This window comes from bacterium, from assembly GCA_016124905.1.
In the GTDB taxonomy this organism is placed as follows: Bacteria; Pseudomonadota; Alphaproteobacteria; order Rickettsiales; family RI-342; genus RI-342.
In genome coordinates this window covers 148,606-160,276 of the sequence record WGMV01000011.1, presented here as the reverse complement: position 1 = coordinate 160,276, position 11,671 = coordinate 148,606, and the positions used below count along the sequence as shown (strand labels likewise).

12 protein-coding genes are annotated in these 11,671 nt (G+C 59.8%); 9 read left to right on the top strand and 3 right to left on the bottom strand.

Going from position 1 to position 11,671, the window contains the following annotated elements; translation table 11 throughout:
- The 4 genes from carA to GC177_04440 all read left to right on the top strand — a co-directional run.
- The coding region (gene carA / locus GC177_04455) for a glutamine-hydrolyzing carbamoyl-phosphate synthase small subunit (GenBank protein ID MBI1275204.1) at window positions 1-1,033 on the top strand (1,033 nt) is incomplete at its 5' end.
- Complete coding sequence (locus GC177_04450; protein ID MBI1275203.1) at window positions 1,026-1,445, top strand: hypothetical protein; 420 nt, start codon at window positions 1,026-1,028, stop codon at window positions 1,443-1,445. The genes carA and GC177_04450, both read left to right, overlap by 8 nt.
- 4 nt (window positions 1,446-1,449) lie before the next feature.
- Window positions 1,450-4,725, top strand: coding sequence for a carbamoyl-phosphate synthase large subunit (gene carB, locus GC177_04445; protein MBI1275202.1), 3,276 nt, complete (start codon window positions 1,450-1,452; stop codon window positions 4,723-4,725).
- Between the two features lie 16 nt (window positions 4,726-4,741).
- Window positions 4,742-5,026 carry a DUF427 domain-containing protein gene (locus GC177_04440; GenBank protein MBI1275201.1) on the top strand — a complete coding sequence of 95 codons (285 nt, stop codon included), beginning with the start codon at window positions 4,742-4,744 and terminating at the stop codon, window positions 5,024-5,026.
- 7 nt (window positions 5,027-5,033) lie between these two features.
- Here the strand turns inward: GC177_04440 and GC177_04435 are convergent, their stop codons facing one another.
- From GC177_04435 to GC177_04425, 3 genes are read right to left on the bottom strand one after another with little or no spacing between them, the layout of a single operon-like run.
- On the bottom strand, window positions 5,034-5,927 hold the full coding sequence (locus GC177_04435; protein ID MBI1275200.1) for a hypothetical protein: 894 nt from the start codon (window positions 5,925-5,927) through the stop codon (window positions 5,034-5,036).
- 47 nt (window positions 5,928-5,974) lie between these two features.
- Complete coding sequence (locus GC177_04430; GenBank protein ID MBI1275199.1) at window positions 5,975-7,030, bottom strand: glycosyltransferase; 1,056 nt, start codon at window positions 7,028-7,030, stop codon at window positions 5,975-5,977.
- Between the two features lie 32 nt (window positions 7,031-7,062).
- Complete coding sequence (locus tag GC177_04425) at window positions 7,063-7,338, bottom strand: Usg family protein (protein ID MBI1275198.1); 276 nt, start codon at window positions 7,336-7,338, stop codon at window positions 7,063-7,065.
- Window positions 7,339-7,426: 88 nt separating this feature from the next.
- Here GC177_04425 and GC177_04420 point away from each other — a divergent pair, with 88 nt between their 5' ends.
- From GC177_04420 to GC177_04400, 5 genes are read left to right on the top strand one after another with little or no spacing between them, the layout of a single operon-like run.
- Window positions 7,427-8,191, top strand: coding sequence for an ABC transporter substrate-binding protein (locus tag GC177_04420; GenBank protein ID MBI1275197.1), 765 nt, complete (start codon window positions 7,427-7,429; stop codon window positions 8,189-8,191).
- Window positions 8,179-9,141, top strand: coding sequence for an iron chelate uptake ABC transporter family permease subunit (locus GC177_04415; protein ID MBI1275196.1), 963 nt, complete (start codon window positions 8,179-8,181; stop codon window positions 9,139-9,141). The genes GC177_04420 and GC177_04415 overlap by 13 nt, the downstream gene beginning before the upstream one ends.
- Entirely contained in the window at window positions 9,138-9,893 is a 756-nt protein-coding gene (locus tag GC177_04410) for an ATP-binding cassette domain-containing protein (GenBank protein MBI1275195.1), read from the top strand. The genes GC177_04415 and GC177_04410 overlap by 4 nt, the downstream gene beginning before the upstream one ends.
- Window positions 9,706-11,304 carry a transglycosylase SLT domain-containing protein gene (locus GC177_04405; protein MBI1275194.1) on the top strand — a complete coding sequence of 533 codons (1,599 nt, stop codon included), beginning with the start codon at window positions 9,706-9,708 and terminating at the stop codon, window positions 11,302-11,304. The genes GC177_04410 and GC177_04405 overlap by 188 nt, the downstream gene beginning before the upstream one ends.
- Window positions 11,305-11,354: 50 nt before the next feature.
- Window positions 11,355-11,537 (top strand): zinc-finger domain-containing protein, encoded by a 183-nt coding sequence (locus GC177_04400; GenBank protein MBI1275193.1) that lies wholly within the window; start codon window positions 11,355-11,357, stop codon window positions 11,535-11,537.
- Window positions 11,538-11,671: the final 134 nt, after the last annotated feature.

Sequence of the window (11,671 nt, the reverse complement as noted above, 5' to 3'; positions counted from 1 at the left end):
CCCATCCTATGCCGGGCAGATCATCACCTTCACCTTTCCCCATATCGGCAATGTCGGCACCAATGGCGAGGATATCGAGGCGAAGGAGCCGCTGGCTTCCGGCCTGATCCTGCGCGATCCCATCACGCCGCCGGACAATTACCGCGCGGTGGATGATTTCAATCAGTGGCTGGTGACGAACGGGCTGACCGGTATTTCCCGCATCGATACCCGCAGGCTGACGCGGCGCATCCGCCTGAAGGGCGCGCCCAACGGGGTGATTGCCTTCCGCAAGGGCGGGTTTGATGATGCCACCATCGAGAAACTGAAGGACAAGGCAAAGAAGCACCCTAGCCTGAACGGCATGGAGCTGGCCAAGGATGCCTCCACCACCGCACCGCTGGACTGGACGGAAACACGCTGGGCATGGAACCATGGCTATCGCAGGCAGGAAAAGCCGAAATATCACATCGTGGCCATCGATTACGGTGCGAAGATGAATATTCTTCGCCATTTCGCCGAGCGTGCCTGCAAGGTGACCGTGGTGCCCGCCGATTATCCCGCGGAAAAGATTCTGGCCTTGAAGCCGGACGGAGTGTTTCTTTCCAACGGCCCGGGCGACCCGGCGGCGACGGGTGAATATGCGCTGCCGATTATTAAAAAGCTGCTGGAAAGCGGCATTCCCATATTCGGCATCTGCCTGGGCCATCAGCTGCTTGGTCTGGCGCTTGGCGGCAAGACGGAGAAGATGAAGCAGGGGCACCGCGGCGCGAACCATCCGATTCAGCAGCTGGATAGCGGCCGCGTGGAAATCACGGCGCAGAATCACGGTTTTGTGGTGAACCCCGACAGCTTGCCCAAAGGCGTGAAGGTGACGCACAAATCCCTGTTCGACGGCACATGCGCCGGGCTGGAAGTGACCGGCAAGCCGGTGTTTGCCGTGCAATATCACCCGGAGGCATCGCCGGGGCCGCATGATAGCGGCTATCTGTTCGACAAGTTCGTGCAGATGGTTTCAGCACATACAAAAACAGGGAAAAAGAACCATGAATAAAGACGAGTTGCTCGCATGTATCCGGGATTCCGAGAATGCATTCGTTCACCGTTATGAAACGGTGATGCGTGAAAAACTCGGGCAAGCCGCCAATGCCAATGAGGCATTGCGATGGATGTATTACCTGGCCAGCATGGAATCGCATACGATGCTGATGGCGGCTGAAAAGCTTGAGCAACTTGGCAATGCCCGCTCCGATGAAACGCTGCGCAAACTGATGCTGGATAACAGTGCCGCCATTGACGAGAGCGTGGAGAACGCCATTGAGAAGCGCGCGGCGGATGGCATGCTGTACCTGCATAATCCCGCCCGTGCCGCACTGGAAGTGCTTGGTGCGTTTGAATACGGCATTATTTTCGACGAAGCCAAACGCTCCGCCACACAGATTCAACAACAGATAAGAGCAGCGTAACACCATGCCCAAACGCACCGACATCAAGAGCATCCTCATCATCGGCGCGGGGCCGATCGTCATCGGGCAGGCGTGCGAGTTCGATTATTCCGGCACGCAGGCATGCAAGGCGCTGCGGCAGGAAGGCTACCGGGTGATATTGGTGAATTCCAACCCGGCGACGATCATGACCGACCCGGAAGTGGCGGATGCGACCTATATCGAGCCCATCCTGCCGGAGTTTGTGGAAAAGATCATCCTGCGCGAGAAGCCGGACGCACTGCTGCCGACCATGGGCGGGCAGACGGCGTTAAACTGCGCTAAAGCGCTAGCGGAAAGCGGCTTTTTGAAGAAGCATAATGTCGAGCTGATCGGCGCTTCACTGGATGCCATCAACAAGGCCGAGGACCGCGAGCTGTTCAACGAGGCCATGAAGACCATCGGGCTGGAATGCCCGAAAAACGCCATCGTCCGCAGCATGCAGGAAGGCTGGGACGTGCTGGAACAGGTGGGGCTGCCCGCCATCATCCGCCCGAGCTTCACCATGGGCGGCGCGGGCGGCGGCATTGCCTATAACCGCGATGAGTATGAGCAGATCATCCGCAGCGGGCTGGAAGCATCGCCTATCGGCCAGGTGCTGGTGGATGAATCGGTGCTGGGCTGGAAAGAATACGAGATGGAGGGGGTGCGCGACAAAAACGACAACGCCATCATCATCTGCTCGATTGAGAATGTGGACCCGATGGGTGTGCATACGGGCGACAGCATCACGGTTGCGCCGGCGCTGACGCTGACGGATAAGGAATACCAGATCATGCGCGATGCCTCGATTGCAGTCCTGCGCGAGATCGGTGTGGAAACAGGCGGTTCCAACGTGCAGTTCGCCGTCAACCCGGCGGATGGGCGCATGGTGGTGATTGAGATGAACCCGCGCGTGTCGCGTTCCTCGGCGCTGGCATCCAAGGCCACGGGTTTCCCGATCGCCAAGGTGGCGGCGATGCTGGCGGTGGGTTATACGCTGGATGAGATCACCAACGACATCACGGGCGTGACGCCGGCATCCTTCGAGCCGACGATTGATTATGTGGTGACGAAGATTCCACGGTTCACCTTTGAGAAATTCCCCGGGTCGGACGATACGCTGACGAGCGCGATGAAATCCGTCGGTGAGGCGATGGCCATGGGCCGCAACTTCCAGGAAAGTGTGCAGAAGGCACTGCGTTCGCTGGAGACGGGCTTGACCGGCTTTAACGAGATTGAGGTGCCGGGTGCGCGCAATGAGCATGGCGAGGTGCAGCTGGATGCCTACCGCGCGGCGCTTTCGCGCCCGACGCCGAACAGGCTGCGCATTGCCGCACAGGCCCTGCGCGATGGCATGAGCGTGACGGAGCTTTGCCGCATCACGCATTATTCCCCATGGTTCATGCACCAGATTGAGGGCATCATCAAACAGGAAGCCCTGTTACGCACGCACGGGCTGCCAAAGGATGCGCTGGAGCTGCTGCGCTTGAAGCAGATGGGCTTTTCTGACGCGCGCCTGGCGCAGCTGACCGGCAGCACGGCGGAGACGGTGATGCACCGCCGCCATGATCTTGGTGTGCGCCCGGTTTATAAGCGCGTGGATACCTGCGCGGCGGAATTCGAGGCGCGGACGCCATATATGTATTCCAGCTACGAAGGTCTGGCGGGTGAGGCCGAGTGTGAATCACGCCCAAGCGACCGCAAGAAGGTAGTAATCCTTGGCGGCGGGCCGAACCGTATCGGCCAGGGTATTGAATTCGACTATGCCTGCGTGCATGCGGCCTATGCCATGAAGAAGGCCGGCTATGAATCCATCATGGTCAATTGCAACCCGGAGACGGTCTCGACCGATTACGACACGTCCGACCGGTTGTATTTTGAGCCGCTGACGGCGGAAGATGTAATCGAGCTGATCCGCAAGGAGCAGGAAAGCGGTGAGGTGGTCGGCGTGATTGTGCAGTTCGGTGGGCAGACGCCGCTGAAGCTGGCGCATCATCTGGAGCGTGCGGGCATTCCCATCGTCGGCACCAGCCCGGACATGATCGATCTGGCGGAGGACCGCGAGCGCTTCCAGCAGCTGCTGCAGAAGCTGAAACTCAAGCAGCCGGAAAACGGCATTGCCCGCGACGCGGAAGAGGTGATTTCCAAGGCGGATGCCATTGGATACCCGGTGGTGGTGCGCCCGTCCTACGTGCTGGGCGGCCGCGCGATGGCCATCATTTATTCCACCGAGCAGCTGAAATCCTACCTGGTGGAGCTGAAAAACCTGTTTGGTGACGGGCCGATATTGCTCGATAGTTTCCTTAACAACGCCATTGAGCTGGATGTGGATGTGCTGGCCGACGGTAAGGACGTGTTTGTGGCCGGTGTGATGGAGCATATCGAGGAAGCGGGCGTGCATTCGGGGGATTCCTCCTGCAGCCTGCCGCCTTATTCGCTGCCCGCCAGACTGGTGGATGAGGTGAAGAAGCAGTCCGAGGCGCTGGCCCGCGCGTTGAACGTGGTGGGGCTGATGAATGTGCAGTTCGCCATCAAGGATGAGGAGATCTACATCCTGGAAGTGAACCCGCGTGCCAGCCGCACGGTGCCGTTTGTGGCCAAGGCAACCGGCGTGCCTGTGGCAGCAATTGCCGCGCGCCTGATGGTGGGCGAGCCGCTGGCCGGCTTTGCGCTGAAAGAGAAGAAGCTTGACCATGTGGCGGTGAAGGAGGCGGTGTTCCCCTTCGCACGGTTTGCCAATGCGGATACGATCCTCGGGCCGGAGATGAAATCCACCGGAGAGAGCATGGGGATCGACCGCGATTTCGGCCGGGCGTTCGCCAAGGCGCATCTGGCCGCAGGCGGCGGGCTGCCGCAGGAAGGTACGGTGTTCCTTTCCGTGAAGGATGGCGATAAACCTGCGGCGGTGCAGATGGCCAAGGAATTGCTTTCACTCGGATTCAATCTGATTGCCACCCAGGGCACGGCGGATTTTCTGCAGTCCAAAAATATCGAGGTGAGCCCCGTCAACAAGGTGATGCAGGGCCGCCCGCATATCGTGGATTACCTGAAGGACGGCAAGGTGCAGCTGGTGATCAACACCACCGAAGGCCCTCAGTCGGTGGCGGACAGCTATTCCATCCGCCGTACTGCCTTGATGGAGCGCATCCCCTACAGCACCACGGTGCCGGGCGGGAAGGCGATCATCGCCGCCGTTCGCGCGATCCAGGAAGATAAGAGCCTGGGGGTGGAATCCATCCAGGGGTATTTCACCAAGCAGAAGGCCAGCAAGGCGGCCTAGCTTACAGGAGCGGCGTATGGTCAAGGCCATCTGGAACGGTGCGGTGATTGCGGAAAGCGATGCCTGCGTGGAAGTGGAGGGAAACCAGTATTTTCCGCCGGAATCGGTGAAGCGCGACTATCTCCAGTTGAGCGAGACGCATACGGTGTGCGGCTGGAAGGGCACGGCCAGCTATTATACGCTGGTGGTGGATGGAAAGACCAATGCGGACGCCGCGTGGTATTATCCCGAGACCAAGGAAGCCGCCAATAAGGTGCGTGGTTATGTTGCCTTCTGGAAGGGCGTGGAGATTCAGAAGTAGCCTCAGTCTACTGCGCTAATCCCGTCATTCGACCTAGTTGCTTGATAACACTCAAGATGCACCCATCCGCTTCAATGCTGCGATTGGCATCATGTATTACCGTGTTTATCAAGCTGGCATCTAGCTTTGAAATTGAAGATGTCAGTTCATCCTTTTCCGCAGCAGTAAACAAATCCTCATACCGTTCGATAAGGAAATTTTTCCTATTTATGATGGTTGTGGCCAATTCGGCTTTTTCCCGGGCATTTCCGGGGCCATATGCCTGTGTGGCCCGAAGAATAATCTCATCGGGAATGGCAGCAATTGCTTTGATGCCGGTTTTGATGTGCTCATCGGTTACGTATTTGAACCAGCGTGATGCCACCCAGTTGACGTTGGGGTTACGGAAATTATCCGGCTCAGTTGAATCATTGCCGAAATAAGGGCCTTTCGGGTCGCCGAAGCCACGGAACAGCAGTGCGCCGCCAGTGTCCATCCGGTAGGCTTTGCCATCCATATCGGCAATATTATCCGCTTCGGGGCCGTCTGAACTGTAACCTCCGATGACGTCCCAGTTGGCTAGCCAGCAATCCACGATAAAGCCGTTCAGGAATTCATCGGCGTGGCCTGATACCACCGAATCCATGTTGAGTTTCCGGATATTGTCGCCCAAATATTCCGCTGCTAATGCCGGGGCATGGCTATCCGGCAGGTTCGTTGCTTCCATTTTAGGCGTGAGAACACCGGCCAGTTCATACAATACCTGCGCGAGATGGGCATTCTGGGTATGCGCCGCGCTACGCATTTCCTTCACCAGATGAAATTTGCCGGTTTCCACATCCCTGCATAATTCCAGGCGCATGTGTTTGGCTGCGTCACGGTTATAGCGGGTACCAAGCGAGCGGATGGATTCAAGTTGCATATCAAGCTCCCTTTTCCTAACGGAGCTTAACATGTTAATGTTACGATTTATTTGTCGGCAATCTGCCTCAACAACGTGATGAGCCGCTGGCCGACCATATCCATGGCGTAGCTGCGTTCCACCGTGTGGCGGGCGTGCATGCCGATTTTTACAGCCATTTCGGGGGCCTGCAGCAGATCATTGAGGGCCGTCATCAGGGCGCGGGCATCGTCGGGGCCGACGACGAGGCCGTCCTTGCCGTGATGGAGTATCTCACGCGGGCCTTCGCTGCTGGTGGAAACCACCGGCAGTCCATAGCTCATGGCTTCCAGCAGCACGATGCCGAAGGGCTCATGCAGCGAGGGCAGGCAGAAAATGTCGATGCTCTGAAAGAAATCCTCTTTATTCTCCACCCAGCCGAGCCAGGTGATGTGCTTGTCGAGTTTCAACGCGGCGGCCTGGGCTTTCAGCTTTTCCAGCTCTGGCCCTTCGCCCCCGATATGGGCATGAAAGGGCGTGCCCTGGGTCACAAGCATGGACAGCGCTTCCAGAAAGCGATGGAAGCCCTTTTTGGTGACCATGCGGCCCATGGTGCCGATGACGGGTGGTTTGTTCCAGGGGCGGCTGCTGAGCGAATCCAGCTCCGGCAGGCGCACCATGTTGGGGGCGTGGTGGAGGCGGTCGGCTTTCACGCCCTTCTGGCCGAGCAGTTTTTTGAGATCGCGCGTGATGGCGATGGCGCCGTCCAGCCGGTTGAAGCGCTTGATGCGGTAATTATGCGCCACGCCGACCACGGGGCAGGGCATGGATGCCAGCAGGCGGACCGGCAGGCTGGTGGTCAGCGCGATGGCGCGGTTGCCGTGGCCGACGATAACATCGGGCCTGATCTGCTGAAGCAATTGCTTGAGGCGACGGGCGGCGCCGATATCCCACGGGCCATGCTGGCGGAGGGTGTGCACGTTCACGCCCAGTTCGCGCAGGTGCTGCAGATGCGGGCATTCGGGATCGGCAATCGCATGCACCTGGGCGCCCTGGCGCAACTCGGCTTCGGCATGGTCGACAAATGCCTGTTCCAGCCCGCCTTTGCCTTTGGCGAACATGAGGTTGGCGATAGTAAAGGGCATGGTCTTCTCCCCAGCGTGTGGGGAGAGTTTAGTTAGTGAATGAGGAACTGTCCATTCGCATAGACGAAATCACTCGGTGACAGATGATCGCAGCGCGTAACGCGGATGGAATGGAGTTTGCCGTCGATGGAATGTTCCCAGAAATTGAGGAAGCGTTTCAGTTCCGGAAAATCCGGGGCGATATCGAGATGCTGCCAGAGGAACCATTGCAGCAGGGAGGGGTGATCGGGCAGGTGATAGAAGATCTGGGCGGTGGTCAGGCGGTAATCCTGAAGCATTTTTTCCAGGTCACTCGTTACCAGATGCATGGTGTGAATCCGCTTGTTTTCCTTGATTTCAGCCTAGCATAGCCGGGTTAATCCATTCTTAAATTTTGCCCGCCATACAGACAGGTTTATGTGGAAAGCTCTCTTGATTGCGACACTGGCGCTGGTGGCTTTTCCTGCCACGGCCAAGCCGCGCGTGGTTTCCTTGAGCCTTTGCGCGGACCCCTGGGTGATGGTGATGGCCGACGGGCCGCAAAAGACGGGTTTCTCCAGGCTTTCCACGGATGCGCGTTACTCACCGGCCTGGCGGTTGTTCCGGGAATATTCCACCGTGCCCGCGGAAATGGAGCCGCTGCTTGCGCTCAAGCCCGACCTGGTGGTGCTGGACAGTTTCGGCCAGTCCGCGCTGGCCGATATGTTGAAGAAAGCTGGAATCGCCACCTACACCATGCCCGTTGTGGAGCATCTGGCCGACGTGCCGGATATGGTGATGGCGCTTGGGCATGTGCTGGAGCAGGATGAAAAAGCCGTGTTTTTTGCCTCCCTCTGGCAGGAGCGCTGGGTGAAGGAGGATAAATGGGGAAATAATGCCCGGCCCGTTCCCGCCTGGTATGTTCAGCCGGGTTATGCCGCCATGCCGAACTGGGTGGGTGAGGCGTTAACGCGCGAAGGGTATGACGCGCAACCCGCTTCCATGGATGTGGAGAGATTTCTGACACAGCCGAAGCCGCTGCTGGTGGTTGGCTATGAGGGGGCGTCCCTGGCACAGGAGTGGGGGCGTCATCCGGCGGTGGCGAATGCGGGAATTGCCATGCGTGGCATCAAAGGGAATGCGGTGCTGTGTCCGCATCCCGACATGATCGATGAGCGGGGGTGGAAGCCATGGGCCGATTGAGTGTGCTACTGGGCGTGGTTGCCGTGCTGGGGCTGGCCGCGGGGCATGGTGGCTGGCACTGGGATTACCTGACCCATGCGGGGGAATGTTTCGCGCCCAGGGAAATCCCCGCGGTCATTCTGTGCGAATTGCGGTTGCCGCGCGTGGTGCTGGCCATGGTTATCGGGGCCGGGCTGGCATTGGCGGGGGCCGCCATGCAGGGGTATGCGCGCACGCCGCTGGCGGAGCCGGGCGTGGCAGGCGTCAGCGCCGGGGCGGCGCTGGGCGGCGTGGCGGGGTTCTATTATCTTTCCGGCTTTATGTGGGCGGTGCCGCTGCTGGCGATTGCGGGGGCGCTGCTGGCGGTGCTGCTGGTGCTGGCCGTGGCGGGGCGCATGCGTGGCGCGGAATATTTCCTGCTGGCGGGCATCGGCATATCCAGCCTGTGCGGCGCCGGGGTGGCGTTGCTGCTCAGCCTTGCGCCGAACCCGTTTGCGCTGGCCGATATCACCTACTGGCTGATGGGCGGCCTTGCCAACCGCAGCTGGCAGCATGTGTGGCTTGCCGTACCCGGACTGACAGTGGGGATGGCGGTGTTGTTCGGTTGCCGCCATGCGCTGGCGGCGCTGTCGCTTGGTGAGGATGTGGCCGCGAGCCTGGGGGTGAGCGAAGCGCGTATGCGCTGGCGGCTTGCGCTCGGCACGGCGCTGGTGGTGGGAAGCGCGGTGGCAGTGAGCGGCATGATCGGTTTTGTGGGGCTGGTGGTGCCGGCGATGGTGCGCCAATGGTATGGGGAACATCCGGCGCGGGTGATGCTGCCCTCCGCGCTTACGGGGGCGGTGCTGCTGGGGCTGGCGGATATGGCGGTGCGTGTGTGGCCACTGGAAAGCGGTGAGATGCGTTTGGGCGTGGTGACGGCATTGCTCGGCGCTCCGGTATTTTTGTGGCTGTTGTTGCGGAGGCGGGCATGAAGATGAAGCTGACGGGCGTGACGGTGCGTCATGGCGCGTTTGCACTGGGGCCGGTATCGGCGGAAGTGCCTGCGGGCATCATTGGGCTGATGGGGCCGAACGGGGCGGGCAAAAGTACCTTGCTGAAAGCCATGGCGGGCGCCTTACCCATGCAGGGTGAGGTGCAGGCCGATGGGCGCGATTGGGCGCGCATGGAGGCGCGCAAACGGGCGGGGCTGGTCGGGTATCTGCCGCAGCATCCGCAGCTGTCATGGGATATGAAGGTTGAGGACGTGGTGGCGCTTGGGCTGTTGCCGATGCACGGCATCGCGCCTGCCGAGAGGCGCCGCTTTGTGCTGGAGGCATTGGCCCTGTGCCAGGCGGAAAGCTGGGCCGGGCTGCGTTACGGCCAGCTTTCCGGCGGGCAGAAACAGCGGGTGATGCTGGCGCGCGCGCTGGTGGGCAAGCCCGCGCTTTTGCTGCTGGACGAACCCTGCGCAAGCCTGGACCCCGCGCAGCAGCTGGAGTTGATGGCGCTTTTTCAGCGGTTGTTTAAGGAAGGCTTAACCCTGTGGGTGGTATGTCATGATCTGGCCTTTGCCAGCCGGTTTTGCCACCATATTTTGCTGTTTGAGGGTGGAAGGCTGGTGGCGGAAGGCCTGCCTAAACAAGTGCTTGATAAGGCTAATCTCAAGCGTTGTTTCGGTATCGAGGCAAAAACAGTTGGAAATGCTTCCGAAAGCTGTATCCTGCCTTGGAAAACCGCCGGTTAAACCCTATTGCGCAGGTGTTTACATAAGTATGGTAGGCAAGCACCTAAAAAAACGCCTGAAACCACTATATCTGGTGGCTATGCTCAGTTGTGTTTCGCCTGCCGCGTTTGCTGCTTCTACCGCGCCCCATGATTTTTCCGAACAAACGGCGCAATGCGGCGCATTGTTTTCACGCTATGAACGGCTGAACGCCATTCCGCACCATCTGCTGCGGGCGGTGGCCATGACGGAATCCGGCCGGTCCAGCCCCGATGACGGGCGCGTGCATCCCTGGCCGTGGGCGGTGAACGCCAATGGCAAAGGCTATTATTTCGATAATAAGGAGCAAGCGGTGGCGGCCGTGCGGTCCTGGATGAAGCAGGGCGTACGCAGCGTGGATGTGGGCTGCATGCAGGTGAGCCTGCTCTATCACGGCCAGGCGTTTGACAGTATCGACCGGGCGTTCGACCCCGAGGCGAACGTGGCCTATGCGGCGCAGTTTCTGCGCAGCCATTACGACCGTACGCAAAGCTGGCGCAAGGCGGTGGCGGCCTATCATTCGCAAACGCCGGAGCTGGGGCAGGATTATGCCTATAAGGTGGTGCGTCACTGGTATGGGCTGGTGGCCAACCGTAATGATGACCGTGCATTGCTTGCCGGTGTTTCTCCGCGTGAGGCGCGGGACGACTGGGCCTATCGCAATGGCGCGGCGGCCGTGCAGGTGGCCAACGCGGCAACCAGGCCGGTGGTGCTGCCGAATGACAAGCCGATAGAGGTGAGCGCGGCGAATGCGGAAAATCGCGTGTTTCAGGATTCCGGCCAGGATCTAGTGAAGGCGGTGCTGGCGGAAAAACGCGGCGCATTTGGTGGCAATGGGGCCGCCACCCTGCAGATGGTGAACGGCAAACTGGTGAATATCGACCATAAGCAGCCGGTGCAGGTGCCGGGCCAGCCCATGGCTACGCCGGCGCAACAGGTGGCGCTGGCGCAGCAAATGCCTGTGCCGACGGCCGGTCAGCCCGCGCAGCCAGACGACCAGCCGCCCGCTGTGGCCGATGCGCCGCATATGGACGGTGTGTGGCAGATTAAAAAGCCGATCCCCGCCGGGGCGGTGCCGCTGCAGGTGATGCAGCCGCAGCAGCCCTATGCCTATGCGGTGCCGATGCAGCCGACCTATCCCGTGGCACCGCGACCCGAGGATATTTACCTCGGCATGCGTGCCATGCCGCAGGTGATGCCGCAGCAGGCGATGCAGCAGCCGCAGGCTGCGCCGCCACAGCAGGCCTATACGATGCCCGTGCCGCAAGCCGCTCCGGCTGAGGCGCAGATGATGCCCGCGGTGGCGCAGTTTGCTCCTGCAGGGGCAGCCCCGGTAAAGCGGCAGGGCTCGCTAGCGTTGAGCCCAAACACCAACATGGTGTTTCGTTATTGATGCTCCCGTTTTACCTGTAGTATAAGCAGGCCGGTAACAGGGAGTTCCGCATGACCACCTATTTCGAAAGTTTCGATGTCGACAGCCCAAGCGTTGCCTGCGATGGCGGCAAAGGGCCGCTCGGGCATCCGATGGTGTATCTGGATGTGGCCAAGCATGGCGAGGTGACGTGCCCTTATTGCAGTCGGCATTATATTCTCAGCGGAAAGCCGCTGATCAAAAAACCGGAATAGTTTTTGGCCTAAAGGTGCCTGAAAAACCGTATTTTTCGCGGAAATTCTTAATTTTCTGCGTGATTCCTTAGGAAATATTAACCTATCGCGTGCTACTATTAACTGTGGGCATCCGGCTGTTTGCCGGGATTTCA